This window comes from Chromobacterium sp. Rain0013 (genome assembly GCF_015291765.1).
Lineage (GTDB): Bacteria > Pseudomonadota > Gammaproteobacteria > Burkholderiales > Chromobacteriaceae > Chromobacterium > Chromobacterium haemolyticum.
Genome location: NZ_CP031514.1, coordinates 3,479,705 through 3,504,818 on the forward strand (window position 1 = coordinate 3,479,705; position 25,114 = coordinate 3,504,818).

At 62.6% G+C, this 25,114-nt stretch carries 24 protein-coding genes; 15 read left to right on the plus strand and 9 right to left on the minus strand.

Features of this window, described 5'->3' with window-relative positions:
- Positions 1 to 18: 18 nt before the first annotated feature.
- From DXT74_RS16025 to DXT74_RS16035, 3 genes are all read right to left on the minus strand, one after another.
- Positions 19 to 825 (minus strand): transporter substrate-binding domain-containing protein, encoded by an 807-nt coding sequence (locus DXT74_RS16025; RefSeq protein WP_161523609.1) that lies wholly within the window; start codon positions 823 to 825, stop codon positions 19 to 21.
- A gap of 64 nt (positions 826 to 889) precedes the next feature.
- The gene (locus tag DXT74_RS16030) at positions 890 to 1,411 is read right to left on the minus strand and encodes a cupin domain-containing protein (protein ID WP_052052229.1); all 522 of its coding nucleotides are present in this window, start codon (positions 1,409 to 1,411) and stop codon (positions 890 to 892) included.
- A gap of 326 nt (positions 1,412 to 1,737) precedes the next feature.
- On the minus strand, positions 1,738 to 2,490 hold the full coding sequence (locus tag DXT74_RS16035) for a copper homeostasis protein CutC (RefSeq protein WP_194426459.1): 753 nt from the start codon (positions 2,488 to 2,490) through the stop codon (positions 1,738 to 1,740).
- Positions 2,491 to 2,587: 97 nt separating this feature from the next.
- On the opposite strand from DXT74_RS16035, the gene DXT74_RS16040 reads away from it, so the two are divergent.
- Positions 2,588 to 3,073, plus strand: a complete 486-nt coding sequence (locus DXT74_RS16040) for a MaoC family dehydratase (RefSeq protein WP_019100372.1) — start codon at positions 2,588 to 2,590, stop codon at positions 3,071 to 3,073.
- Between the two features lie 15 nt (positions 3,074 to 3,088).
- On the opposite strand, the gene DXT74_RS16045 is transcribed toward DXT74_RS16040, so the two are convergent.
- Both DXT74_RS16045 and DXT74_RS16050 read right to left on the minus strand, forming a co-directional pair.
- Positions 3,089 to 4,039 (minus strand): GMP reductase, encoded by a 951-nt coding sequence (locus tag DXT74_RS16045; protein ID WP_194426460.1) that lies wholly within the window; start codon positions 4,037 to 4,039, stop codon positions 3,089 to 3,091.
- 188 nt (positions 4,040 to 4,227) lie between these two features.
- Positions 4,228 to 4,875 carry a ParA family protein gene (locus DXT74_RS16050; RefSeq protein ID WP_231138200.1) on the minus strand — a complete coding sequence of 216 codons (648 nt, stop codon included), beginning with the start codon at positions 4,873 to 4,875 and terminating at the stop codon, positions 4,228 to 4,230.
- A 103-nt stretch (positions 4,876 to 4,978) separates the two neighbouring features.
- Here DXT74_RS16050 and DXT74_RS16055 point away from each other — a divergent pair, with 103 nt between their 5' ends.
- Positions 4,979 to 5,641 carry an HAD family phosphatase gene (locus DXT74_RS16055; protein WP_194426462.1) on the plus strand — a complete coding sequence of 221 codons (663 nt, stop codon included), beginning with the start codon at positions 4,979 to 4,981 and terminating at the stop codon, positions 5,639 to 5,641.
- Between the two features lie 80 nt (positions 5,642 to 5,721).
- Here the strand turns inward: DXT74_RS16055 and DXT74_RS16060 are convergent, their stop codons facing one another.
- Entirely contained in the window at positions 5,722 to 6,651 is a 930-nt protein-coding gene (locus DXT74_RS16060) for an exopolyphosphatase (RefSeq protein ID WP_019100376.1), read from the minus strand.
- 58 nt (positions 6,652 to 6,709) lie between these two features.
- Complete coding sequence (locus tag DXT74_RS16065) at positions 6,710 to 7,297, minus strand: YigZ family protein (protein WP_043641726.1); 588 nt, start codon at positions 7,295 to 7,297, stop codon at positions 6,710 to 6,712.
- A gap of 117 nt (positions 7,298 to 7,414) precedes the next feature.
- Here DXT74_RS16065 and DXT74_RS23065 point away from each other — a divergent pair, with 117 nt between their 5' ends.
- The 9 genes from DXT74_RS23065 to DXT74_RS16105 all read left to right on the plus strand — a co-directional run bounded on the left by DXT74_RS23065 (position 7,415) and on the right by DXT74_RS16105 (position 13,806).
- Positions 7,415 to 7,543: a hypothetical protein gene (locus DXT74_RS23065; RefSeq protein ID WP_019100378.1), complete on the plus strand. Its 129-nt coding sequence runs from the start codon at positions 7,415 to 7,417 to the stop codon at positions 7,541 to 7,543.
- 151 nt (positions 7,544 to 7,694) lie between these two features.
- Complete coding sequence (locus DXT74_RS16070) at positions 7,695 to 8,129, plus strand: NfeD family protein (RefSeq protein ID WP_043641722.1); 435 nt, start codon at positions 7,695 to 7,697, stop codon at positions 8,127 to 8,129.
- Between the two features lie 5 nt (positions 8,130 to 8,134).
- Positions 8,135 to 9,079, plus strand: a complete 945-nt coding sequence (locus DXT74_RS16075) for an SPFH domain-containing protein (protein WP_043641720.1) — start codon at positions 8,135 to 8,137, stop codon at positions 9,077 to 9,079.
- Positions 9,080 to 9,198: 119 nt separating this feature from the next.
- Positions 9,199 to 9,732 (plus strand): septation protein A, encoded by a 534-nt coding sequence (locus DXT74_RS16080; RefSeq protein ID WP_114153524.1) that lies wholly within the window; start codon positions 9,199 to 9,201, stop codon positions 9,730 to 9,732.
- Entirely contained in the window at positions 9,732 to 10,034 is a 303-nt protein-coding gene (locus DXT74_RS16085) for a YciI family protein (RefSeq protein WP_048414803.1), read from the plus strand. The genes DXT74_RS16080 and DXT74_RS16085 overlap by 1 nt, the downstream gene beginning before the upstream one ends.
- Entirely contained in the window at positions 10,031 to 10,297 is a 267-nt protein-coding gene (locus DXT74_RS16090) for a BolA family transcriptional regulator (protein WP_043641717.1), read from the plus strand. Before DXT74_RS16085 ends, DXT74_RS16090 begins: the two co-directional genes overlap by 4 nt.
- A gap of 25 nt (positions 10,298 to 10,322) precedes the next feature.
- Positions 10,323 to 11,111 carry a peptidylprolyl isomerase gene (locus tag DXT74_RS16095; protein WP_019100384.1) on the plus strand — a complete coding sequence of 263 codons (789 nt, stop codon included), beginning with the start codon at positions 10,323 to 10,325 and terminating at the stop codon, positions 11,109 to 11,111.
- A gap of 26 nt (positions 11,112 to 11,137) precedes the next feature.
- The gene (locus DXT74_RS16100; RefSeq protein ID WP_114153528.1) at positions 11,138 to 11,920 is read left to right on the plus strand and encodes a peptidylprolyl isomerase; all 783 of its coding nucleotides are present in this window, start codon (positions 11,138 to 11,140) and stop codon (positions 11,918 to 11,920) included.
- A 254-nt stretch (positions 11,921 to 12,174) separates the two neighbouring features.
- On the plus strand, positions 12,175 to 13,806 hold the full coding sequence (locus tag DXT74_RS16105; protein WP_194426463.1) for a methyl-accepting chemotaxis protein: 1,632 nt from the start codon (positions 12,175 to 12,177) through the stop codon (positions 13,804 to 13,806).
- Between the two features lie 58 nt (positions 13,807 to 13,864).
- Here DXT74_RS16105 and DXT74_RS16110 read toward each other — a convergent pair whose 3' ends face one another.
- Entirely contained in the window at positions 13,865 to 15,415 is a 1,551-nt protein-coding gene (locus DXT74_RS16110) for an APC family permease (RefSeq protein ID WP_052370946.1), read from the minus strand.
- A 482-nt stretch (positions 15,416 to 15,897) separates the two neighbouring features.
- Here DXT74_RS16110 and DXT74_RS16115 point away from each other — a divergent pair, with 482 nt between their 5' ends.
- Entirely contained in the window at positions 15,898 to 16,986 is a 1,089-nt protein-coding gene (locus DXT74_RS16115; protein WP_043641713.1) for a polyamine ABC transporter substrate-binding protein, read from the plus strand.
- Between the two features lie 77 nt (positions 16,987 to 17,063).
- On the opposite strand, the gene acnA is transcribed toward DXT74_RS16115, so the two are convergent.
- Positions 17,064 to 19,736, minus strand: coding sequence for an aconitate hydratase AcnA (gene acnA / locus DXT74_RS16120; protein ID WP_194426464.1), 2,673 nt, complete (start codon positions 19,734 to 19,736; stop codon positions 17,064 to 17,066).
- 327 nt (positions 19,737 to 20,063) lie between these two features.
- Between acnA and fumC the strand changes: the two genes are divergently transcribed.
- From fumC to DXT74_RS16135, 3 genes are all read left to right on the plus strand, one after another.
- Complete coding sequence (gene fumC / locus DXT74_RS16125; protein ID WP_107732227.1) at positions 20,064 to 21,443, plus strand: class II fumarate hydratase; 1,380 nt, start codon at positions 20,064 to 20,066, stop codon at positions 21,441 to 21,443.
- Positions 21,444 to 21,491: 48 nt separating this feature from the next.
- Complete coding sequence (locus DXT74_RS16130) at positions 21,492 to 21,842, plus strand: hypothetical protein (protein ID WP_194426465.1); 351 nt, start codon at positions 21,492 to 21,494, stop codon at positions 21,840 to 21,842.
- 364 nt (positions 21,843 to 22,206) lie between these two features.
- Positions 22,207 to 25,062: a ribonucleoside-diphosphate reductase subunit alpha gene (locus tag DXT74_RS16135; RefSeq protein ID WP_194426466.1), complete on the plus strand. Its 2,856-nt coding sequence runs from the start codon at positions 22,207 to 22,209 to the stop codon at positions 25,060 to 25,062.
- Positions 25,063 to 25,114 lie beyond the last annotated feature (52 nt).

The following is a 25,114-nucleotide window of genomic DNA, read 5'->3' on the forward strand; positions in this document are numbered from 1 at the left end:
TCGCTGAGCATTCTGTCTTCATTTGCGCGCCGCCCCGCCTGCTTCCCGGTGCGCTCCCGCCGCCCGCAACTGGGCGAGAAAAGCCGGCGCTTCCCGTTGCCGTTCCAGTTCCGCCCAGATTCTGCCCGGCAGGCCCGGCTCGCGGTACGCCAATTGGCGAGACAGTATCAGAAAATAAGGCTTCTCCTCCAAAGGCAGCCGGCAGCGCTCTATCGCCTCCGCCAGTTCGGGATGGTCGTGCAGAATCTGCTCCGCGCGCGGCGTTTGCAGCGCCGCGCCGCTTAAGCGCCGCAAGCGCAACATTTGCAGGATGGCCAGCGGATCGCGGTTGCTGTCGTCTATCGCCACCTGCTGCTTGCGCAGGAAAACACCGATGGAGAAATCGGTCTGCATGCCTATCGGCGCCATGCCGCTGGACAGACGCGCGCCGTCCCAGTCCACCGTGGTGCCCTTGAGCCGGTACAGGGAGTAAGTGGCGCTATGCAGCCGCTGGCTGGCGTCCGGCTCGCCATCCGACAACATGGGGTACACGCCCCATTGCAAGCGCTCGGGCAGGAAGCTGGCGGCGAAAGCGCCGTCCATCTTGCCTTGGCGCAGCATATTGATGCAGCGCCGCCACGGCATTGGATGCAGGGACAGCTCCCGTTTCAACCCGCTCTGCAGGTGTTTGATCAGTTGAATGTCCAGCCCGCCGCCGCGGCCGTCCAGCCAGGGATAGGAGGCCTGGTCCTCATAGCAGAGCAGCAAGGGCTCCGCCGCCGCCGCGCTCAGCGGCCAGGCCAGCGCCAACACCGCTCCCGCAAGACTTAATCCCCGCCTCTTCATTGCCTTGTCCATTAATGAGCGATGGTTCCTTTATCGCTCATGCCGCCGCCGCATGCCAAACCGCCTATTTCCGGGGCAAGACCTGCTGGCGCTCCAGCAAGTCGAAGATGCCTGGGCGCGCCGGCTCGCCATCGTAATACGGCGCGCTTTCCAATCGCCCCACTTGTTTCAGATGGCGCACCAGCACCTTGCCGCTATCCGGATACACGCAAACCTCGTGCGGGTCGTTGACGCCGATGCCGAGGTAGACCAGGTCTTGATCGAAGGGATTAGCGATCTGATGCGCGACGCCGGTGCCCGCAGGGCAGGAAATACAGTCTCCTGGACCGATTTCCTGCAGACTGTCGCCCAGGCGCAGCACTCCGCGCCCGGACAACACATAGAAGATTTCATCCTCGCGGGCATGGGAATGAAAGGGACAGCCCGCGCGCCCGGGCGGCAGGCGGGTCAGATTGGCGCCCAGCCGGCCGGGCAAGGCGTCCAGCGCCGGCGTCAACGGCTGATAGCTGCCGCCCCACCCATCCCCTTCCCGATAGTCCACGGCTTCCACCTGGTCGATATTGACCACATGCGACGGCTTGCTCATCTTGCGCTCCTTAAAACCGCTCACAAAACCCCTGACCCTGCGTTGAGCCTTCTTGTCGCACTCAAGGCCTGAGTCGGCGCGCCTTGGTGCAGGTCTCCGCGAGGTTTGCTTAGCGGCTCTTAGAACCTGTTCACGATCTGCTGCGCGTCGGCGATACGGCGTTGAAACCGTCCTCGAAATGCTCATGCACCACGCGTACATTCCGCTTTCTCAGCCGCTTTCGCCTTGTCTCGCTCTTGCTCGCAAGACTTTGAACAGGCTCTTAAAATGGCCCGCCGCCGGTAAATGTCATCATCATCCTGTAAATCCGTTCCGCCAGACAAGCGTCAATCCAATCCGCGCAGCAAATCCGTCATGGCTCGCACGGTTTCGACACAAGTTTCCATCCTGTCATACTCGTCCATGCCCGCCGCCCCCATGCTCACCCCGGCTTGGCGATAGCGCATCGCGCTGCTCACCCGGCTCCGAGCAGAGGCGTGGAATTCACGACAACCAGTGGCCCGCGCCAGCTCGGCCAACGTGTCCGGTCGCACGCCGCTGCCCGGCATCAGGATCAAGCGCTCTCCGGCCTGACGACGCAAGCGGCCGATCAAAGCCGCCCCTCGCAGCGCGTCCGGCGCCTGACCGGAGGTCAACACGCGCCGGCAGCCGCTGGCGATGACCTGCTCCAGCGCCAGTTCCGGATCTCGCGCCATATCGAAGGCGCGGTGGAAGGTGGTTGTCATCGGCCCCGCCAGCCGCACTAGCTCGCGCGTGCGCTCCACATCCACGTCGCCGTCCGCGGTCAACAAGCCCAGCACCACCCCGTCCGCGCCCAGTTCGCGGCAGGCCAGCACGTCGCGGCGCATGACTTCGAATTCGTCGTCGGCATACAGAAAATCACCGCCGCGCGGACGCACGATCACATGCAGGCCGATGTCCAGCCTCTGCCGCGCCAGTGCGATCATGCCCGGCGACGGCGTGACCCCTCCGGTTTCCAGGCTGGCGCATAATTCCACCCTGGCCGCCCCGCCCCGCGCGGCCGCCAGGCAGGACGCCAGCGAGCCGGCGCACACTTCCAACTGTCTATCTTGCGACAAAATATCCCCCTTGCCAGGCTGAATGCCTTGCGGATTTTGACCCGTTTCGCCGGCCGCGTTAAGCTGCGCGCTCGAGGTGACGCGAACGTAAGTCGATATGCTCTATTTTGAAGATTTGAAAGCGGGACAATTGTTCCACAGCCCCACCCACGTACTGAGCGAGGAAGAGCTGATCGGCTTCGCACGGCAGTATGATCCGCAGCATTTCCATACCAACCCGCAAAGCGCCGCGGACAGCCTGTTCGGCGGCCTGGCCGCCAGCGGCTGGCAGACCAGCAGCCTGAGCATGCGGCTAGTGACCCAGACCGAGCTTGGGAAGATGGCCAACGGCCTGATCGGCATGCAGATCGACAAGATGCGCTGGCCGCAGCCCACCCGCGCCGGCGACGCCTTGCGCGTCGCCGTGGAGGTGTTGGACAAGCGCCGCTCCAACAGCCAGCCTGGCTTCGGCGTGGTGAAAGTGCGCTGGACCACCCTCAATCAACGCGACGAGGTGGCCATGCAACTGGAGTGCTCGATCTGGGCGCAATGCCGCGCCCAGCCGCAAGAAGACGCGCCCCGTCCGACGACGCAGCACGCCTGAGCCGAGCAGCCCGGATCAGCGGCGAACCTGGATCAGCTCGGCGTTGCGCAAGGCCTGCAAGGTGTTGCCGCCGGCGTAGCTGATCGACGACTGCAGGTCTTCCTTCAGTTCGCGCAACAGCTTGCCGATGCTACCCTTGTACTCCACCAGGATTTTCTTGCCTTCGACGTTGACGTAGGCGCCCTTGTTGAACTGAGAGGCGCTGCCGAAGTATTCCTTGTAGTGTTTGCCGTTGATCTCAACGATCTCGCCGGCGGATTCGTCGTAACCGGCAAACAGCGAGCCCGCCATGACCATGCTGGCGCCGCAGGCCAGCGCCTTGGCGATATCGCCGTGCTCGACGATGCCGCCATCCGCGATCACCGGCACTTTGACCGCGGCCACGCAGTCCTGCACCGTGGAAATCATCGGACGATGGAAGCCGGTCTTGTTCTTGGTGATGCAGACGCGGCCGCCGGCGATGCCGGCCTTGATCGCATCGCAGCCCCAGCTTTCCAGGTCGCGCGCGGCCTCGGCGGTGGCGATGTTGCCGCCGATCAGGAAAGTATCGGGGAAGAGCTGCTTGATGTGCTTGATCATGCGCTCCGCCTTCACGCACCAGGCGTTGGCGATGTCGAGCGTCATGTACTCAGGGGTGAGCCCCGCTTGCTTGAGCGCGTCCAGTTGTTCGAGGGTGTCTTCGTTGACGCCTACGCTGATGGAGGCGAACAGACCTTTTTCCTGCATGGCGCGGGTGAAAGCCACCGCGTCCACATTGAAGCGGTGCATGGTGTAGAACCAGTTCTGAGCGGCGAAGAGCTCGCTGGTCTCGGCGCTGACCACCGACTTCATATTCGACGCGTAGACCGGCATGTCGAAACGGCGCGGGCCGAACTGCACCGAGGTGTCGCACTCCTTGCGGCTGTCCACTACGGTTTTTTTCGGCACCAGATAAACGTCGCCGTAATTGAGTTCTGTCTTGATCATGCGTGTGCTCCCAAAGCGGAAATAGAGTCAAAAAACGAGGGGCCCCAAATATAAACGGGAGCCCCGACGGCTCCCGTTTACAGTGTCCCCTGCGACGCCTCGTTTGGCTCGCACGCACTTACCGGCACACCTTACGCCGCCGGTTTCTTCACGTCAAGCCATTTTATTTCAGATCAAGACAAAACATTTCACTTGTCGCACCAGCTTTCGTCCCCCTCGCCCAGCCAGTTGAGCAGCGGCTGCCAGGCTTCTCGGTCGCGCTGGGTGCGCGACGGCGGCAGATCGAACAGGGACAGCCCGCTGGAAGCCGCCTGCACGTAAAGTTGGGTGTCGCGCAACCAGGTCAACACCGGCACTTCGTGGTCCGCCAGAAATTTCTCCAGCTCGCGCGCGGAGCGAGTGCGAGGGTCCACCCGCATGCCCACCACCGCCATAAAAGCCTTGTTCTTCCGAATGGCCTTCTCTTCCAGCAGTTGCTCGAAAAAAACCTCGCTCGCCCACATATCGAACGGCGACGGCTGAATGGGCACCAGGATGCGGCTTACCCGGGACACCAGCGCCGCCAGCTTCTTGCCGTGCAGGCCCGCCGCGCTGTCCAGCACCACCACCTCGGTGCCCTTGGGCGGCCGCGCGGCCTCGCCGGCCTTGACCTCCCAACCCGCGATGGAGGGCAGCGCAGCGTCGCGTTGCGCCAGCCAGCCCAGCGAGGATTGCTGCCGGTCCACATCGCCCAGCATCACGCGTTTGCCGCGCGCGGCGTAATAGCCGGCCAGATTGGTCGCCAAGGTCGATTTGCCGCTGCCGCCCTTGGGATTGGCTACCAATACCGATTGCACATCCGCCTCCTCTGCCGTTTGCGATGGGACACTATACCAGAGGGCGAGCGCTTGCCGCAGCCGGGCTATAGGCGTATGGTCGAAGCCCGGAAAAGGAGTCCGCATGCCGCAAAATTATGACGCTATTCTGCTCGACATGGATGGCTTGATGATAGATACCGAGAGAATTTCCATGGAGTCCTGGCGCCGAGCCGCCGACGAGCTGGACATGACGCTCAGCGATCAGCTGCTACTGGACATGGTGGGCCTGTCCATGCGCCGCTGCACCGAATTCCTCAGCGAAAAGCTGGGCAATCAAGACGACGCCGTCGCGCTGCAGAACGTGGGCCGCAGGCATTACTGGCAGATGCTGGAACATGAAGAGATTCCGCTGAAGCGCGGCATCGAGGCGCTGTTGGACTGGGCGCTCGCGCAGAGCCTGCCCCGCGCGGTGGCTACATCCACCCAGCGTCAACTGGCGGACATCAAGCTGGGCCGCACCGGGCTCTCGCGTTATTTCGACACTGTGGTGGCCGGCGACGAAGTGGCCCACACCAAGCCGGCGCCGGACGTCTACCTGGCCGCCGCGCGCAAGCTAGGCGTCGACCCTCAGCGCTGCTTAGTGCTTGAGGACTCGATTTACGGCCTGCACGCCGGCGTTGCCGCCGGCATGCGCGTGATTCTGGTGCCGGACCTGGTGGCCCCGCCAGCGGACCAGACCCATCACGCGCTGGCAGTGTGCCAAGACCTGCATCAGGCCCTGGACGTACTGCGCCAGCTGGCCTGACGTTTAGCGCCTGTTCAAGATCTGTTGCGCTGGCTCGCGCTTGCTCGCAAAGTCGTTGATGGGCGCCGGCGCCCGTTTTCTCAGCCGTGGCCGCGGATGCGCGCGATCAACTCATCGCGCACGTCCTCGGCCTGGTCGTTGCCCACCTGGCAAGTGCCGGCCGCCTCGTGTCCCCCGCCGCCGTACTGCAGCATCAGCGCGCCGACATTGGTGCGCGAAGTGCGGTTAATGATGGACTTGCCCACCGCGAACACCGTGTTCTGGCGATTGACGCCCCACAGCTGATGGATGGAGATATTGCAGTCCGGGAACAGCGCGTAAATCATGAAACGGTTGGTCGGGTGAATCACATCTTCATGCAGCAGATTCAACACCACCAGGTTGCCATAGACGCGGGAACAGCGCCGGATCTGCTCCTTGGCCAACGCCTCGTGTTTGGCGTATAACTCCACGCGCTCCTGCACATCCGGCAGGGCCAGGATCTGATCGATGCTGTGATCTCGGCAATAACGGATCAAGTCCAGCATCAACTGATAATTGCTGATGCGGAACTCCTTGAAGCGCCCCAGACCCGTGCGCGCGTCCATCAGGTAATTGAGCAGCACCCAGCCGGACGGGTGCAGCACTTCCTGCAGCGTGTACTGCGCGGAATCGGCCTTGTCCACCGCCTCCATCATCTCGTCGCTGATATTGGGAAACGCCTGCTTGCCGCCAAAGTGGTTGTACACCACCCGCGCCGCCGACGGCGCCTTGGGGTCTATCACATAATTGTCCGCGCTGGAGTTGCGCAGGGTTTCGGAAAGATGATGGTCGATGACCAGATGCGCCGCCGCCACGTACGGCAGGTTGGTGGTGATGTCGTTCTCGGTGATCTCCACCTTGCCGTCCTGCATGTCCTTGGGGTGGGCGAACTTGATCTCGTTGATCAGATTCAGCTCGTTGAGCAGCACCGCGCACACCAGTCCGTCGAAATCGCTGCGCGTCACCAGGCGATATTGCTGTTGCGACATGAGTTCCCTCTCTCCAGCTCGAAGGGCCGGCGCGGCCCCGCCCGCGCCGTACGGCGCCTCAGTCGACCGGCGACACCTCCAGCGCGCCGGCCATCCCGTCCGTCAACGCCGCCAGCAGGGCCTCCGCCTCGGCGAGAGGCAAGCTCAGCCTCAAGCTCACCCGCTCGCCGTAACTGGGGGCCGACACCGGCACCCCCAGCTCTTGGCATAAATGGCGCAGACGCGCCTCGCCGGCGAAATCCACCGTCGCCTCGTAATCTCCGCGCGGCACCACCGCCACCAGGCTGGCCGCGTCCATCGCGGCGTTAACAGCTTGAGTGTAGGCTCTGACCAAGCCGCCCGCACCCAATTTTATTCCTCCGAAATACCGCACCACCACCGCCAGCACATCGCAGACGCCCTTGTGCCTAAGCACGTTGTACATTGGCCGCGCAGCAGTGCCGGAAGGTTCGCCGTCGTCGTCCAGCATGGAGTCCGCGCCGCATAGCAAGACCGCGCAGTAATGACGCGCATCCGGCCATTGGGCGCGGATCTCCGCCAGCCGCGCCTGCGCCTCTTCCCGGCTGCTCACCGCTTGCACAATGCCGATGAAACGGCTCTTCTTGATTTCAACCTCGGCCTGCGCCAACGCTTGCAAATGGAACATTCCGTCCCTCTGGGTGTCTGAAGGGGTGGATTGTACCTCTATCGCCGGCAAAGCACCGGGGCAAGCACTACAATGAAAACGGGAATGCGCCTTGTTCACCTTAAAGGAGCCAAAGCCATGATCATCCTGCTCGTCGTGCTCGCTTCGCTGCTTGCCGTAGTCTGGGTCATGCTGGACAAATTCTGGCTGGATGACGAGGAAGAGGCTCGCCTGTCCCATTATCTGCCGGACAAAGATCATGTCTAAAGAACCGGTTTGATGTCCGCCGCGCTTCGGCAACGCGGCATTGAACCGACTCTTGAGAGCGCATTCGTTTTTGAGGAGCGCGCTCCCGCTCGCTTGTCATTCCGCGGCGATGGCATGAAAATGAGCGCATTAATTTGACAAGGGCATCGTCTTGCCGCTAACCGCCATCTGGATTGCCAGCGCGCTGATCGCGCTGATCGCCGAGTTCTACTCCGGCACCTTTTACCTGTTGGTCGTCGCCGTCGCCATGTTGTGCGGCGGCGTGTCCGCCTGGCTGGGCGCGCCCGAAGCCAGCCAATACGTGATCGCCAGCATCGCCGGCGTGGCCGGCGTGGCGCTGGTCTACGGCTACAAACGCCGACATCCGCCCCTCCCCGCCCAGCCGCGGGCCGACGACCCGGACCTGGGTCAGCCGGTGCAAATTCTCCACGCCCCCGCCTCCGGCCACGCCCGCGTGCAATACCGCGGCGCGGCCTGGGACGCCGCCCCGGTCGACGGCGCGCCGCTGGAAACCGGCGCCACCGCCTACATCGTCGGCCGCGACGGCAACCTGCTCAAAATCAGTTCAACCCAACCGGAACAATAAGACCCATGGAACTCCTGCCCCTGATCCTGCTCGCCGCCGTCATCGTCTTCGTGTTCAAATCACTGGCCGTGGTGCCGCAGCAGAACGCTTACATCGTCGAGCGCCTCGGCCGCTACCACGGCACGCTGGCTCCCGGCCTCAACATCATCATTCCCTTCATCGACCGCATCGCCTACAAGCACAGCCTGAAGGAAGTGCCACTGGACGTGCCCAGCCAGGTCTGCATCACCCGCGACAACACACAGCTGAAAGTGGACGGCATCCTCTACTTTCAGGTAACCGACGCCCAGCGCGCCTCTTACGGCACCAGCAACTTCATCATCGCCATCACCCAGTTGTCGCAAACCACGCTGCGCTCGGTGATCGGCAAGATGGAGCTGGACAAGACCTTTGAGGAACGCGACGAGATCAACCAGACCGTGGTGGCCGCGCTGGACGAAGCCGCCGTCAACTGGGGCGTGAAAGTGCTGCGCTACGAGATCAAGGACCTGGTACCGCCGCAGGACATCCTGCACGCGATGCAGGCGCAGATCACCGCGGAGCGGGAAAAGCGCGCGCGCATCGCCCAGTCCGAAGGCTTGAAGATGGAGCAGATCAACCTGGCCAACGGCTCGCGCGAAGCGGCGATCCAGAAATCCCAGGGCGAGATGCAAGCCACCATCAACAATTCCGAGGGGGACAAACAGGCCGCCATCAATAAAGCGCAGGGCGAGGCCGAGGCGCTGCGCCTAGTGGCGGACGCCACCGCCGACGCGATCAAGCGCGTGGCCAGCTCCATCCACACCGAGGGAGGTCTGGAAGCGGTCAACCTGAAAGTGGCGGAGCAATATGTCGCGGCCTTCGGCAAACTGGCCAAGGAAAACAACACCATCATCCTGCCTGCCAACGTGGCCGACGTAAGCTCGCTGGTGGCCAGCGCAATGAGCGTGGTCAAGCAAACCCAGCGCTGACGCTGCCTTGCAACAGGCTCGCCCAACGCGCGGACGCCGGGCGAGCCACCGTTTCGCATTGAACTCTTCAACCCTTGCCCGGCTTGAATATCCGCCGGGCCGCCCCCATAATCGTGCGCATGAAATTCTTCACTGACCTATTTCCCGTCGTCCTGTTCTTCGCCACTTACTGGCTGAGCCGCGACATGTTCATCGCCACCGGCGTCGCCATCGCCGCCACCACCTTGCTGGTGGGCTGGACCTGGCTGCGCCACCGCAAGGTCGACACCATGCAGTGGGTCAGCCTGGGCCTGATCGTGGTGCTGGGCGGAGCCACCCTGCTGTTGCACGACAAGCACTTCATCATGTGGAAGCCCACCGTGCTGTACTGGGTGATGGGCGCCGGCTTGCTGATCAGCGACTTCCTGGGCAAAAACGGCCTGAAGCTGATGATGGGCCAACAGTTGCAGCTCCCGGCGCCGGTATGGCGCAAACTGACTTGGGCCTGGGTGGGCTTCTTCGCCTTCATGGGCGCGCTCAATCTGTTCGTCGCCTATCGCTTCAGCGAAGACGTATGGGTCAATTTCAAGCTGTTTGGCGGCCTGGGCCTGATGCTGGCCTTCGTCATCGCCCAAAGCCTGTTCCTCTCCAAATACATTGAGGAAAAGAAATAATGCTTTACGCCATCATCGGCCAAGATCACGAAGACTCGCTGCCACGCCGGCTGGAAGCCCGTCCGGCCCATCTGGCGCGCTTGCAGGCGCTGCAGGACGCCGGCCGCCTGGTGCTGGCCGGCCCCTGTCCCGCCATCGACAGCGCCAGCCCCGGCCCCGCCGGTTTCAGCGGTAGCCTGATCGTCGCGGAGTTCGAATCACTGGATGCCGCCCAGGCCTGGGCCGACGCGGATCCCTATGTGGCGGCCGGCGTCTACGCCGGCGTCAGCGTCAAGCCCTTCCTCAAGGTATTGCCTCAATGAGCGCCACGGTTGAACTCCTCCGCGCCGCCTTGCAAGCCTTAACGCCGGAACACCTGGACATCCAGGACGACAGCGCGCTGCACGCCGGCCACGCCGGCGCGCGCGACGGCGGCGGACATTACACGCTTACCATTGTCAGCGCCCGCTTTCAGGGGCTGAGCCGCGTGCATCGCCACCGGCTGATCTACGAAACGCTGGGCGACTTGATGCAAACCAAGGTGCACGCTCTGGCCATCAGAGCGTTCACGCCTGAAGAAATCTGAATTGATTCCATCCAAGGGGTACCCCATGAAGCTTTCCCGCATCGCCGCCGTCGTGTTGGCCGCCACCATCGCCCTGCCCGCCGCCGCGGAATCCATCGCCGTGGTCAACGGCGTAGCCATCGACAAGAAAGAACTGGACGCCGCAGTCGCCAACATCGTGCAAAGCAGCGGCGGCAAGGCTCAGGACAATCCGGAATTGCGCGAGCAGTTGAAAACCTCGCTGATCACCCGCGAAGTCATCCTGCAGGAAGCGCGCAAGCGCCAGTTGGACAAGCAGCCGCTGTTCACCCAGCGCCTTGATGACATCCGCAATGAAATGCTGCGAGAAGCGCTGTTCGCCGACATCGCCAAACAAGCGCCGGTGAGCGACGCCCAGATCAAGAGCGTCTACGACAAGCTCGCCGCCCAACAGACCGGCAGCAAGGAAATCCACGCGCGCCAGATCACGCTGAAGAGCGAGGCCGACGCACAGAAAGTGATCGCCGATCTGAAAAAAGGCGCCAAGTTCGACGAACTGGTGAAAACCCGCTCTATCGACCCCAACGCCAAGCAAAGCAACGGCGAAATGGGCTGGGGCAACCTCAACCGCATGGACCCGCCGCTGGCCGCCGCGCTGAAAGACATCCGCAAAGGCCAGACCAGCAGCAAACCGTACCAGTCCCCGCTGGGCTGGCACGTGTTCAAGGTGGAAGACATTCGTGACGCCAAGCTTCCGTCGCTGGATGAGGCCAAGCCGCAAATCGGCCGCCAACTGCAAGAAGAAGCCATCGCCAAGGCAGTGGAAGACCTGCGCGCCAAGGCCAAGATCCAATAAACCAAACCTTCAGGACACCTAAGAATATGCGTAAACTCCTGCTGACCAGCGCCCTCGTCGCCGCCTTCGCCGGCAGCGCCATCGTGGTTGCCGGCCCGGTCGTCAACGGCCAGGCCATTTCCGACGCCCGCATCGACGCCGTGGTCAAGATGATGGAAGCCCAGGGCCAGCCGGCCAACCCGCAAGCGCGCGACATGGTCAAGGATCAACTGGTCACTGCCGAAGTGCTGCGCCAGGAAGCCGTGAAGAAGGGTCTGGACAAATCGCCGGAATTCGCCGCCGAACTGGCTAATATGCAGGCAATGGCGCTGGCCAACCGCCTGATCAAGGACTATGAAAAGTCCAACCCGGTCAGCGACGCCGACCTGAAAGCCGAATACGACAAGCTGGTGGCCAGCGTGCCGGAAACCAAGCAATACCACGCTCGCCACATCCTGGTGAAAACCGAAGCCGAAGCCAAGGCGGTGATCGACGCGCTGAAGAAAGGCAAGGCCTTCGACAAGCTGGCCAAGGAGAAATCCCAGGATCCGGGCAGCAAGGACAAGGGCGGCGATCTGGACTGGCAGGAAGCCGGCACCTTCGTAGCGCCGTTCTCCGAAGCCATGACCAAGCTGTCCAAGGGCGAAGTGACCGCCAAACCGGTGAAAACCGAGTTCGGCTGGCACGTGATCAAGCTGGACGACGCCCGCGTGCAACGCAATGTACCGGCGCTGGACGACATCCGCCCGCAACTGACCCAGCGCATCATGGGCGGCCGCGTGGAAAAGCTGATCGCCGAGCTCAAAGCCAAGGCGCAAATCCAGAAGTAAGCCGCGCGCCGCGGCAAAGCAGATCAAGCGGACCCCGGTCCGCTTTTTTCATATCTTTCGCATAATCCGCGCCGCCAGGCCGCGCCCCCACCCGCCTTGCCTTCGCCTGCTTCATGCCCATGGTTTTCCGCAAGGTAGCAAAAACGTCTCCAAAAATTTTATCCGCTGTCCTATAAGTAATTATTCACTTTTTGATCACTTCATAAATATATTAAATTGGAAGCACCACAATAAAGACACTACGGGACAAACTGATGAAAAACCTGCGCATTGGACAAAGACTCGCCCTCGCCTTCGGCGCGCTGATCGCCCTGGTGCTGATCATGAGTGTGGTCATGCTCAACGGACTCTCCTCCATCAGCGACGGCATGGAGGACATTACCGACAACCGGCTGGAGTCCCTGCTGATAGTCGCTCAGCTGGACCACCACTTGCAGCAGCAGCGCATCGGCGCGCGCGATCTGATCATTGAAACCGATCCAGCCAAGATGGCCGAGATCAAGGCGCAGACCGACCAAACCATCAAGGCCTTCAACAACGCCGAAAAAGCGCTGGAAGACCACTTCACCAAGTTTCCGCCCATGCCCGCTACCGCCGCCCTGCTCAAAGACGTGGGCCAGGCACAGGAAGCGCTGGACGCGCCCACTAAAAAGCTGATGGCGCTTGCAATGGCCAACCAGAACAAGGAGGCCGAAGCCTTCATGGTCAACCAGCACCGTCCGCTGATCCACCAATTGGAACAAAAGGTGGAAGCGCTGAGCAAGGCGCTGGCGGACCGCGCCCAAGACAGCCGCAAGGACGCGGAGGCCAGCGCCACCGCCGTGCGCGCCACCTCGCTGACCATCACCGCCATCTGCCTGGTCGCGGCCGCGCTGATAGGCTGGCTGCTGACCCGCTCCATCACCCTCCCGCTGAACAGCGCCGTAGAGGCCGCGCGCGAAGTGGCCGCCGGCAATCTGCGCATCGAGTTGAAGCCGGACGGCAAGGACGAACCCGCCCAGGTGATCGCCGCGCTGGCCGATATGCGCGAGCAGTTGGTGCAAGCCATCGGCAACGTCCAGCAAGGCGCGGAAGAAGCCAATAGCGTGGCCAGCCAATTGTCCGAATCCGCCGAGCAAGTGTTGACCGCTTCCCACCAGCAAAGCCAGGCCGCCGCCAGTTCCGCCGCCGCGGTGGAAGAACTGACCGTCAGCATCAGCCATGTGGCAGAAGCGGCCCAGGAAGTGCGTGAGCACGCGCAAACCAGCCTGGTCACCGCCAAGAACGGCACCGCCCAACTCAGCTTGCTGGTCAAGGAGGTCAACAATGTCGAAAAAGCCGTCAACGGCATTGCCGAAGCGGTGAAGAACTTCGTCGCCAACACCCGCAAGATCACCAGCATGACCAGCCAGGTGCGCGACATCGCCGACCAAACCAACTTGCTTGCGCTCAACGCCGCCATCGAAGCCGCGCGCGCTGGCGAACTGGGCCGCGGCTTCGCGGTGGTGGCCGACGAAGTGCGCGTACTGGCCGAACGCTCGGCTGAATCCGCCAAGGAAATCGACCAGGTCACTCATGTGCTGGGCACCCAGTCGGTGGAACTGGAAGACGCCATCACCAGCAGCCTTGCTTCGCTCAGCAGCAGCCAGGCCTTTGTCTCCACCGTGGAGAACGCCTTGCAGGAGGGCGAACAAGCGGTGGCCAAGTCCACCGACAGCACCGGCACCATCGTCAGCGCCGTGCAGGAGCAGAAGCTGGCCAGCACCGAAATCGCGCAGAACATGGAAAAAGTGGCGCAGATGGCAGAGGAAAATACCGCCATCGTCAGCAATGTGGCGGACAGCTCCCACTCCATGTCGGACATTGCCCAGCGCCTGCATCAAGCGGTGCGTTTCTTCCGCATCTGAACCGCCGCGCCGACCCAGTCGAAGCCGCCCTCCCGGGCGGCTTTTCATTTGCGCGCGCTCAGATTTTTTCGTCGAAGCCGAACACCGGCGTGCCCTTCTTCAATACCTCGCCGCGGAAAAAAGCTGGATATTTACGATACATGTACAGCATGACCAGCAAGCCCGTCAGCGCCACTGTCACGCCCAGAATGAACACCAGGCCCAGGCCGCCGATATGAGAACCGCTGCCGAAGGCCGGGTCCATGCTGTCCAGCGTGGTGCGAACCAGCGCGACGAACAGCAGGATGCCGCCCAAGCCCGGACACAGGCCGCGCAACAGGAAATGGCGTGCCGAAGTCAGCGCCTGCTTGCGGAAATACCAGACGCAGGCAAAGGCCGTCAGGCCGTAATAGAAGCACACCATCATGCCCAGCGCGGTAATGGTGTCGGACAGCACGTTCTCGCTCACCACCCGCATCACCGCATAAAACACAGAGGCCACCAGCGCAGACACCACGGTGGCGTAAGCCGGCGCCTTGAAGCGGGACTCCACCACCGCGTACTTGGCCGGCAAGGCCTGGTAATGGCCCATCGCCAGCATGGTGCGCGCCGGCGACATAAAGGTGGACTGCAAGGACGCGGCGGAGCTGGACATCACCGCCAGCGACAGCAAGATGGCCGCCGGCCCCATCACGGGCCCGGCCAGCGCGGTGAACACATTGGCCGCGATAGCCGGGTTGGCGAGACCGGTGGCGTCGGTGCCCACCCCGGCGAAGGACACCACCGCCGCGCTAATCAGCACATAAGAGCCCACCAGCAGCACCATCACCAGCGTGGCGGCCTTGCCGGATAGATTGGCGCGTTTGTCGCCCGTGGTTTCCTCGCTGATGGTCACCACCGTGTCCCAGCCCCAATAAGCGAAGATGGACACCGCCACCCCGGCGGCGAATTGGGAAAAGCTCTCCACCGCGAAGGGGTTGAACCAGCTCCACTCCACCGGTATGGAATACGGATGGCCGCCGTCGGCGGCGGCGCTGAACGCCGCCCAGGCAAACCAGGCCAGCACCAAGGCCTGGAACGACACCAACACATATTGCACCCGCTTGGTGGATTGCAGACCGCGACAGGAAATCCAGGTGGCCACGGCCATGAAGCTGAGGCAGGAGGCAATGTTCACCACCGCGTCGTCAGGCAGCGCTGCGATGTCCGGCCGCTCCAAGGCCTGTCCCAGCGCCAGATACATGAAGTCCACCGCCACCGCGGCGGTGTTGGACAGAACCAGCACCGTGGACACCACCAGCCCCCAGCCCGCGACCCAACCTATCCATGGCCCAAAAGCCCGCGTTGCCCAAGTGAAGGAGGTTCCGGCGTCCGGCATCTCGCGGTTCAGCTCGCGGTAACCTATGGCCACCAACAGCATGGGAATGAAACTGACGAAAAACACCGCCGGCATCTGCTTGCCCACCTGAGTGGCCGCGGGGCCCAGGGAGGCGGTCAGCGTGTACGCCGGCGCGCATACGGAAATCCCAATCACCACCAGTCCGAGAATGCCAATGGAACCGGCGGGCAAGCCCTTGGCGCTCAAGCCTCCCCCGTCCGGGGCCGGCAGCGCGTTGTCAACATTACGCATGGTGCATCTCCTTTGCTCCGGGACCCCGCCGCAACGTCGGCCCTCGCCTTGTTATCTTTGTCCGCGCCGGCACACAAGCACCGGCGCGAATGCGCGCGTCCCGCCGTGTCCGCCGGCCGGCCCCGCTTATGACAGGACCGCGCGCGTCAGGCGTGGTTGCATGGAGTACGCAGATAATTAACACAAAAACATCAAATGGCAAAAATAATAGACGCAACTCGCATGGGGCGATATGCTGGCTCGGCAAGATCCGGCCCGCGCCGGCGCCTTGCGCTAGAGCCGGGCTCACCGGCCACCGCATAAGAACCCGTTCAAAATCCGCGGCGCTTCGTGAAGCGTTGCACGGTGGGTACAAGCTCAAAATGCTCATGCACCCCTTGTGCACTCCGCTTTTTCGCTCGTTTTCGCCTTGTCTCGCCAGTGCTCGCGAGACTTTGAACAGGCTCTAAAAGAACCACGCAAAGAGAGAGAAGGAAGAGAATATGAATACCTGGAAGCACTGCCTACTAGCGCTCGGCCTCGCCGCGGGCGCCCATGCCCAAGCCAATACCGTCAACGTCTACAACTGGTCCGACTACATCGCCCCCACCACCGTGCCAGGCTTTAGCAAGCAAACCGGCGTCAAGGTCAATTACAACGTCTACGACAGCATGGAAACCCTCAACGCCAAGCTGATGACCGGCCGCTCCGGCTTCGATCTGGTGGTGCCGTCCAACAATGTGCTGGGCCTGGGCATCAAGGCCGGGCTGTTCCAGCCGCTGGACAAAACCAAGATCCCCAATTACAAGAACATAGACCCCGCGCTGCTGAAAATGATGGAAGTGTCGGACCCCGGCAATAAATACGCGGTGCCGTATTTCTGGGGCGTGATCACTCTGGGCATCAATGAGGAAAAGGTTAAAAAAGCGTTGGGCGGGAAGCTGCCGGCCAACGAATGGGACCTGCTGTTCAAACCGGAATATGTATCCAAGCTCAAATCCTGCGGTGTCAGTATCCTAGATTCCCCATCCGAATTCTTCCCGATGGCGCTGCACTACTTCGGCAAGGATCCGGGCAGCACCAAGGAGGCCGATTACCGCGCTATCATGCCCCAGCTCAACGCCATTCGCGCCAGCGTGACCCGCATTTCCTCTTCGGGCTACATCAACGATATGGCCAGCGGGGAAGTCTGTCTGGCCATGGGCTACGGCGGCGACCTCAACATCGCCAAGCGCCGCGCCGTGGACGCCAAGAACGGCGTCAAAGTGGTGCCGCTGATGCCCAAACAGGGCGTGGCCATCTGGGTGGACAGCATGGCCATCCCCAAAGACGCCAAGAACGTGGCCAATGCGCTGTCCTTCATCAACTACAGCCTGGATCCCAAGATCGCCGCGGACAACGCCAACACCGTGACCTTCGCCCCCGGCAGCCTGCCGGCGCGGCAGTTCGTCAACAAGCAGTACTTGAACGACCGCTCCATCTTCCCCAACGCCGAAGACTTGAAAAACAGTTTCATCCAAAAGAGCGTGGGTCAGGAAACCCTGCGCATCTACGGCCGCTTGTGGCAAAACTTCAAGCTGGGCCGCAGCTGAATCCACGCCGCGCCGCCAATGAACAACAGCCGCTTTGAGCGGCTGTTGTTCATTAAGCGCCGTTCAAAATACGGCGCTCAGGCCAGCAACTGCCTCAATACATAAGGCAGGATGCCGCCGTGTTGGTAGTAATCCACTTCCACCGGCGTGTCGATGCGCAGCAGCAAGGGCAGTTCACGTTCGCCTCCGGCGGCGTCGCGGATCAGCAGGCGCACCCGCTGCCGCGGCTCAATGCCGTCCTCCAGCCCGCGCAGCTCGAAGGTTTCGTCGCCCTTGAGGCCGGCTGCGCTGTCGCCGTCCAGGAACTGCAGCGGCAACACCCCCATGCCCACCAGGTTGGAGCGGTGGATGCGCTCGAAGCTCTTGGCCACCACCGCGCGCACGCCCAGCAGCCGCGTGCCCTTGGCGGCCCAGTCGCGGCTGGAGCCGGTGCCGTACTCCTCGCCGGCGAAGATCAGCGTCGGCGTGCCGGCGCGCACATAGGTCATCGCCGCATCGTAAATCGACATCTGCTCGCCCTCCGGCTGCAACAGGGTCAGGCCGCCTTCCACCGGCTTGCCGTCCGCATCCGGCGCCAGCATCAGATTGCGGATGCGCACGTTGGCGAATGTGCCGCGCATCATCACCTCGTGATGGCCGCGGCGCGAGCCGTAACTGTTGAAATCGCCGGGCGTGATGCCCTGCGCCTGCAGATACAGGCCGGCCGGCGAGCTGGGCTTGATCGAGCCGGCCGGGCTGATGTGGTCTGTGGTCACCGAATCGCCGAAGATTGCCAAGGCGCGCGCGCCGCGGATGGGCGGCTGCGCCGTGGGCTGCATCGCGAAATCCTGGAAGAACGGCGGCTCCGCGATATAGCTGGACGGCTCCCAACCGTAGACCTCGCCCACGCTGGCGGCGATGTCGTTCCACAAGGGGTTGCCGCTGGCGAAATCCTGGTACAGCCGGCGGTAAGTGGCCGCGTCCGTAGCTTGCAGCAAAGCCTCTCCCACTTCCTGCTGGCTGGGCCAGATATCGCGCAGGTACACCGGCTTGCCATCCACGCCAACGCCCAGCGGCTCATGTTCCAGATCGATGTCCACCCGGCCGGCGATGGCGAAGGCCACCACCAGCGGCGGACTCATCAGGAAGTTGGCTTTGATTGCCGGATGGATGCGCGCCTCGAAGTTGCGGTTGCCGGACAAGACCGAAGCGCAGATCAAATCCTGACCGCTGACCTCGTTCTCCAATTCCGGATCCAGCGGGCCGGCGTTGCCGATGCAAGTGGTGCAGCCGTAGGCGGCCACGCGGAAACCCAGTTGCTCCAGCGGCGCCAGCAAATGCGCCTTGCCCAGGTAGTCCGTCACCACCCGCGAGCCGGGAGCCAGCGAGGTCTTGATATGGCTGGCCACGCTCAGCCCTCGCGCCACCGCCTTTTGCGCCAGCAAGCCGGCGGCCAGCATCACCCCCGGGTTGGAGGTGTTGGTGCAGGAGGTGATCGCCGCGATCAGCACCGAGCCGTGGCGCAGCTTGCCGCTGAAACCGCCTGCCTCGTTCTTGCCGTAGCCGCCGGCCTTGGCCGGCTGATGCAAGAGCTCGGTGAAACGCGGCTTCAGCTCCGGCAAGGCGATGCGGTCCTGCGGACGGCGCGGCCCGGCCACGCTGGGCACCACCGTGGCCAGGTCCAGTTCCAACACGCTGCTGTAATCAATCTCGCCCTCTTGCGGCATGCCGAACATCTGCTGCGCCTGGAAATAGCGGCGGAACGCGTCCACCTCCGCTTCGCTGCGTCCGGTGGCGGTCAGATAGGCGGCGGTCTGCTCGTCCGGCGGGAAGAAACCCATGGTGGCGCCATACTCCGGCGCCATATTCGCCAGCGTAGCCCGGTCCTGCAAGGTCAACGAGGCCGCGCCTGCGCCGTAGAACTCCACGAACTTGCCCACCACCTGCGCCTTGCGCAGCAGCTCGGTGACGGTCAGCACCAAGTCGGTGGCGGTCACGCCCTCGCGCAGCCTGCCCTTCAAATGCACGCCCACCACGTCCGGCGTCAGGAAATACACCGGCTGGCCCAGCATGCCGGCTTCCGCCTCGATGCCGCCCACGCCCCAGCCCACTACACCCAGGCCGTTGATCATGGTGGTGTGCGAATCCGTGCCCACCAGGCTGTCCGGGTAATACACGCCGTCCTTGCTCAACACCCCGCGCGCCAGATATTCCAGGTTCACCTGATGCACGATGCCGATGCCCGGCGGCACGACCTTGAAGGTGTCGAAGGCCTGCATTCCCCATTTGATGAAACGGTAGCGCTCCGCGTTGCGGCGGAATTCCAGTTTCATGTTAAGGTCCAAAGCGTTGTTCTCGCGGAAGTGGTCGACTTGCACCGAGTGGTCCACCACCAGATCCACCGGCACCAGCGGCTCGATGCGCTTGGGCGGCTTGCCGAAGCGCTCGGCCACCGAGCGCATCGCCGCCAGATCGCACAGCAGCGGCACTCCGGTGAAATCCTGCAGCACGATGCGCGCCACCACAAAGGGGATCTCCTCGCTGCGCGGCGCCTGCGGCCGCCAGCCCGCCAACTGGCGCACATGTTCCTCGCCGACGCGCTGGCCGTCCAGATGGCGCAGCAAGGACTCCAGCACGATGCGCAGCGACACCGGCAGCCGGCTGACATCGCCGATACCCAGCTCCGCCAGGGCCGGCAGCGAATGAAATTGACAGGACTGGCCCGAGGCCAGGGTAAAGGAACGCAAAGTGGATTCGGAACGAAGCGACATGGTGGACTCCTGTTGAAAGCCAAGATGCAAGCCAAGAACCTGTTTACGATCTGCTGCGATTCGTCAGACGCGACACGGTGAGTACAGTGTCGAAACGCTCATGTACCCCATGTACGTGCCGCTTTCTCCGCTGTTTTCGTCTTGTCTCGCTTTTTCTCGCGAGATCGTCAACACGCTCTCAAAGGCCAAAACGATGGGAGCACCTCGAAAAGCGGCCAGTCCGAGGTGCTCCGCCTTGTATTCAGACCCTGAAACAGGTCAATGGTTCAGCCCTTGCCTTGCATTTGGCATACAATCGAAACCTCATTCCCGTGCGAAAGGCATGCCATGACACACAGAATAGAACACGATTCCTTCGGCGACATTGAAGTTCCGGCCAATGCGCTGTGGGGCGCGCAAACCCAGCGCTCGCTCGGCCACTTCGCCATCTCCAACGAAACCATGCCGCAAGAACTGATCCTGGCGCTGGCCCAAGTCAAGCGCGCTGCCGCGCTGACCAACCGCGAGCTGGGCAAGCTGCCGGCGAACAAGGCCGACGCCGTCGTCGCCGCCGCCGACGAAGTGCTGGCCGGCAAACACCCGGACGCTTTCCCCTTGTCGGTATGGCAAACCGGCTCCGGCACTCAAACCAATATGAACATGAACGAGGTGCTGGCCAACCGCGCCTCGGAACTGCTGGGCGGCGAGCGCGGCCCCGGTCGGCTCGTCCACCCCAACGACGACGTCAACCGCGGCCAATCCTCCAACGACATTTATCCCACCGCCATGCACGTGGCCGCCGCGCGCGCGGTGCATGACCGGCTGCTGCCGGCGCTGAGCCGGCTGCGCGCCGCGCTGGTGGACAAAGCGGCCGCCTTCGCCGACATCGTCAAGATCGGCCGCACCCATTTGCAGGACGCCACTCCGCTGACTTTGGGCCAGGAGCTGTCAGGCTGGGTGGATCAGCTGGAGCAAGCGGAACACGCCGTCCGCGCCGCGTTGCCCGGCCTCTACCAACTGGCCGTGGGGGGCACCGCCGTGGGCACCGGCCTCAACACCCACCCGGAGTTCGGCCCGCGCGTGGCGGCCGAACTCAACCGCGCTTGCGGCCTGCCCTTTGTCAGCGCCGGCAATAAATTCGCCGCGCTGGCCGGGCACGACGCGCTGGTGCACTCGCACGGCGCGCTCAAACAACTGGCCACCGCCTTGATCAAGATCGCCAACGACATCCGCTGGCTGGCGTCCGGCCCTCGCAGCGGCCTGGGCGAACTGCTGATTCCGGAAAACGAACCGGGCAGCTCCATCATGCCGGGCAAGGTCAACCCCACCCAGTGCGAGGCGATGACCATGCTGTGCTGCCAAGTGCTGGGCAACGACGTGGCGCTGTCCATCGGCGCCGCTTCCGGCAACTTCGAGTTGAACGTGTTCAAGCCGCTGATCGCGCACAACTTCCAGCAGAGCGTGCGCCTGCTCGCAGACGGCATGGACAGCCTCAACCATCATTGCGTGCGCGGCATGCAGGCAAACCGCCCTCGCATCGAGCAATTGCTGGAGCAATCGCTCATGCTGGTCACCGCGCTCAATCCGCACATCGGCTACGACAAGGCCGCCGCCATAGCCAAGCTGGCCCACGCCAACGGCGGCACCCTCAAGCAGGCGGCGCTGGAGCTGGGCTATGTGACAGCGGAGCAGTTTGACCAGTGGGTGGATCCGAAGGCGATGATCTAAGAACCTGTTTACGATCTTTAGAGCAGCAGGACGACGAAGGCTAAATGGATGAACTGCAAGCTGGTATTGAGTTTCCGCTCGCAGTTCATCCATTTAGCTGTAGAAGTTCAGATCAAGTCTGAACTTCTACACATCAGCAGGTACGTTACCCGCCCAATTGGCGCGCTTACTGGAGCAGTCGAGGCTGTTTGTGCTGCCACCACGCAGACCAGACCGACATTGCCCGCGAGTCGTGAAGAACAGGGCGCACAAATATCCAACGAAAAATGCCAGTCAGCGTTAACTGACTGGCATTACGCCTTGGCGGGCTTTTCATTGATTGCGCGGTCAGACAGGCCAAAAACCCAACACACCAATTACGCACCACTTTCCTCCAACTCAGCACTGCCCGCGCTATGATGCAAATCCACAACATCTGGTGGCCCGCGCCGCTCACTGCGCTGCGGCTTGTTTCAACAAGGTTTCTTGGCTACAGAATGAAATGTGTCGGCCGGCCAAAAAAAATCTCACGCCCCGCAAAGCCAGCAACCACGGGCTTTCGCCCGCCATCCTCTCCAAAACAGCCATTAAATCTTCCGCTGTCAAGACTTGTACTGCCCCATACTCAACACTAGAATTTGGGTGTTCCGCGAGCTACAAACAATACATATTGTGTTTACCCACAGCTCGCGCACAGCTTTTCAACAGATTTGTCCACAGCCGGCCTGCCCCATGGGAAACGCAGTAACGGAAGGACGCAACCACCCACCTTATCGAGGGCTACATGCAATTGACCACCTTTGAAGGGCAGACCGCCGCAGAACTCGGCCGCGCAGCCGCGCCCAAAGCCGATTTCAGCCAGTACAAAACCATCCGTCGCAACGGTGCGGTGGTGCCGTTCGAACCCGTCAAGATCTCCATCGCCATGACCAAAGCCTTCCTGGCGGTCATGGGCCACCAGGGCGCCACCTCCGCCAGCCTGCGCGAAAAAGTCGCCCAGCTGAGCGAACAAGTGGCCAGCGCCCTGATGCGCCGCAAGCCGGAAGGCGGAGCCATCCACATTGAAGACATCCAGGACCAGGTGGAACTGTCTCTGATGCGCTTTGGCGAGCATGATGTAGCCCGCGCCTACGTGCTGTACCGCGAACAGCGCTCCCAAGAGCGCGCCGCCCGCGGCGAAGCCCTGACCCAGGTGCAGATCAACGTGGTACGCAAAGACGGCCGCAAGCTGCCGCTGGACGTGGCCCGCCTGCGCGCCACCATCGAATCCGCCAGCCAAAACCTGGCAGGCATCGATATCGACGCCATCCTCAGCGAAACCCTGAAGAACATTTACGACGGCGTCAGCGAAGACGAAGTCAACAAATCCGCCATCCTGGCCGCCCGCTCCATGATTGAGCAGGACCCGGCTTACGATTACGTGACCGCCCGCCTGCTGCTGAACAACATCCGCCTGGAAATCCTGGGCGAAGCCGTCAGCCAGGAAGAAATGGCCAAGCAGTACGCGCTGTACTTCCCCACTTTCATCAAGAAAGGCATCGACGCCGAACTGCTGGATGAAAGACTGGGCGAATACGACCTGAAAAAAATGGGCGCCGCGCTGGACGCCAACCGCGACCTGAAGTTTGGCTACCTGGGCCTGCAAACCCTGTTCGACCGCTACTTCCTGCACGTGGACGGCACCCGCATCGAAATGCCGCAGGCCTTCTACATGCGCGTGGCCATGGGCCTGGCGTTGAACGAAGTGAACCGCGAAGAGCGCGCCATCGAGTTCTACAACGTGCTCTCCAGCTTCGACTTCATGTCGTCCACCCCCACCCTGTTCAACTCCGGCACCCGTCGCAGCCAGCTGTCCAGCTGCTACCTCACCACCATTGCCGACGACCTGGACGGCATCTACGAAGGCATCAAGGAAAACGCCCTGCTGTCCAAGTTTGCCGGCGGCCTGGGCAATGACTGGACCTCCGTGCGCGCCATGGGCTCCCACATCAAGGGCACCAACGGCAAATCCCAGGGCGTGGTGCCGTTCCTGAAAGTGGTCAACGACACCGCCGTGGCGGTGAACCAGGGCGGCAAGCGCAAAGGCGCCGTCTGCGCCTATCTGGAAACCTGGCACGCGGACATCGAAGAATTCCTGGAGCTGCGCAAGAACACCGGCGACGACCGCCGCCGCACCCACGACATGAACACCGCCAACTGGATTCCGGACCTGTTCATGAAGCGGGTGATGGAAGGCGCGGACTGGGCCCTGCTGTCCCCGTCCGAAGCCCCGGACCTGCACGACCTGTACGGCGCGGCCTTCGAGAAGCGCTACAAGGAATACGAAGCCATGGGCGAGCGCGGGGAGCTCAAGGTGTACAAGCGCATCCCGGCGCTGTCCCTGTGGCGCAAAATGCTGACCATGCTGTTTGAAACCGGCCACCCGTGGATGACCTTCAAGGACCCGTGCAACATCCGCAGCCCGCAGCAGCACATGGGCGTGGTGCACAGCTCCAACCTTTGCACCGAGATCACCCTCAACACCAATGAGGACGAAATCGCGGTCTGCAACCTGGGTTCCGTCAACCTGTCCGCCCACCTGAAGGCAGACGGCAGCCTGGACTCCGAAAAACTGCAGCGCACCATCCGCATCGCCCTGCGCATGCTGGACAACGTGATCGACATCAACTTCTACCCGGTGAAGAAGGCGCGCAACTCCAACCTGAAACACCGTCCGGTGGGCATGGGCATCATGGGCTTCCAGGACTGCCTGCACCAGAAGCGCGTGCCCTACGGCTCCGACGCCGCGGTGGAGTTTGCCGACGAATCCATGGAAATGGTGGCCTACTACGCTTACTGGGCTTCCACCGAACTGGCGGAAGAACGCGGCCGCTACCCGTCCTACAAGGGCAGCCTGTGGGACCGCGGCATCCTGCCGCACGACAGCATCAACCTGCTGGCGGCCGAACGCGGCGGCTTCCTGGAAGTAGACCGCAGCGAACGCATGGACTGGAACGCGCTGCGTGAACGCGTGAAAACCCACGGCATGCGCAACAGCAACTGCCTGGCCATCGCACCCACCGCCACCATCGCCAACATCATCGGCGTGTCGGCAAGCATCGAACCGACCTACCAGAACCTGTTCGTCAAATCCAACCTGTCCGGCGAATTCACCGTCACCAACGAATACCTGGTGCGCGACCTGAAAGCCGCCGGCCTGTGGGACGAAGTGATGGTGGCCGACCTCAAATACTTTGACGGCAGCCTGGGCCAGATCGACCGCGTGCCGGCCGAACTGAAAGCCATCTACGCCACCGCATTCGAGCTGGACCCGCGCTGGCTGGTGGAAGCGGCCTCCCGCCGTCAAAAGTGGATCGACCAGGCTCAGTCCCTGAACCTGTACATGGCGGGCGCTTCCGGCAAGAAACTGGACGAGCTGTACAAGCACGCCTGGTTGCGCGGCCTGAAAACCACCTACTACCTGCGCACCCTGGCCGCCACCAGCGCCGAGAAATCCACCGGGCGCGGCGGCGAACTGAACGCGGTGTCCAACAGCCACAGCCAACCGGCCGCGGCTCCGGAAGCCGTGGTGGACAACACCCCGGCCACCGACGCCAAGTTCTGCAGCATCGACAACCCGGATTGCGAGAGCTGCCAGTAAGGCGGAAGCAGCCATCCTGGCTTGAACGGCCGGCCCCTCGGGGCTGGTCTAG

Excerpts from the sequence above, each read along its gene's own strand:
- DXT74_RS16025 (WP_161523609.1), bottom strand. The coding sequence starts at position 825 with ATGAAGAGGCGGGGATTAAGTCTTGCGGGAGCGGTGTTGGCGCTGGCC.
- DXT74_RS16030 (WP_052052229.1), bottom strand. The coding sequence starts at position 1,411 with ATGAGCAAGCCGTCGCATGTGGTCAATATCGACCAGGTGGAAGCCGTG.
- DXT74_RS16040 (WP_019100372.1), top strand. The coding sequence starts at position 2,588 with ATGCTCTATTTTGAAGATTTGAAAGCGGGACAATTGTTCCACAGCCCC.
- DXT74_RS16045 (WP_194426460.1), bottom strand. The coding sequence starts at position 4,039 with ATGATCAAGACAGAACTCAATTACGGCGACGTTTATCTGGTGCCGAAA.
- DXT74_RS16055 (WP_194426462.1), top strand. The coding sequence starts at position 4,979 with ATGCCGCAAAATTATGACGCTATTCTGCTCGACATGGATGGCTTGATG.
- DXT74_RS16060 (WP_019100376.1), bottom strand. The coding sequence starts at position 6,651 with ATGTCGCAACAGCAATATCGCCTGGTGACGCGCAGCGATTTCGACGGA.
- DXT74_RS16065 (WP_043641726.1), bottom strand. The coding sequence starts at position 7,297 with ATGTTCCATTTGCAAGCGTTGGCGCAGGCCGAGGTTGAAATCAAGAAG.
- DXT74_RS23065 (WP_019100378.1), top strand. The coding sequence starts at position 7,415 with ATGATCATCCTGCTCGTCGTGCTCGCTTCGCTGCTTGCCGTAGTCTGG.
- DXT74_RS16075 (WP_043641720.1), top strand. The coding sequence starts at position 8,135 with ATGGAACTCCTGCCCCTGATCCTGCTCGCCGCCGTCATCGTCTTCGTG.
- DXT74_RS16080 (WP_114153524.1), top strand. The coding sequence starts at position 9,199 with ATGAAATTCTTCACTGACCTATTTCCCGTCGTCCTGTTCTTCGCCACT.
- DXT74_RS16085 (WP_048414803.1), top strand. The coding sequence starts at position 9,732 with ATGCTTTACGCCATCATCGGCCAAGATCACGAAGACTCGCTGCCACGC.
- DXT74_RS16090 (WP_043641717.1), top strand. The coding sequence starts at position 10,031 with ATGAGCGCCACGGTTGAACTCCTCCGCGCCGCCTTGCAAGCCTTAACG.
- DXT74_RS16095 (WP_019100384.1), top strand. The coding sequence starts at position 10,323 with ATGAAGCTTTCCCGCATCGCCGCCGTCGTGTTGGCCGCCACCATCGCC.
- DXT74_RS16100 (WP_114153528.1), top strand. The coding sequence starts at position 11,138 with ATGCGTAAACTCCTGCTGACCAGCGCCCTCGTCGCCGCCTTCGCCGGC.
- DXT74_RS16105 (WP_194426463.1), top strand. The coding sequence starts at position 12,175 with ATGAAAAACCTGCGCATTGGACAAAGACTCGCCCTCGCCTTCGGCGCG.
- DXT74_RS16110 (WP_052370946.1), bottom strand. The coding sequence starts at position 15,415 with ATGCGTAATGTTGACAACGCGCTGCCGGCCCCGGACGGGGGAGGCTTG.
- DXT74_RS16115 (WP_043641713.1), top strand. The coding sequence starts at position 15,898 with ATGAATACCTGGAAGCACTGCCTACTAGCGCTCGGCCTCGCCGCGGGC.
- acnA (WP_194426464.1), bottom strand. The coding sequence starts at position 19,736 with ATGTCGCTTCGTTCCGAATCCACTTTGCGTTCCTTTACCCTGGCCTCG.
- fumC (WP_107732227.1), top strand. The coding sequence starts at position 20,064 with ATGACACACAGAATAGAACACGATTCCTTCGGCGACATTGAAGTTCCG.
- DXT74_RS16130 (WP_194426465.1), top strand. The coding sequence starts at position 21,492 with ATGAACTGCAAGCTGGTATTGAGTTTCCGCTCGCAGTTCATCCATTTA.
- DXT74_RS16135 (WP_194426466.1), top strand. The coding sequence starts at position 22,207 with ATGCAATTGACCACCTTTGAAGGGCAGACCGCCGCAGAACTCGGCCGC.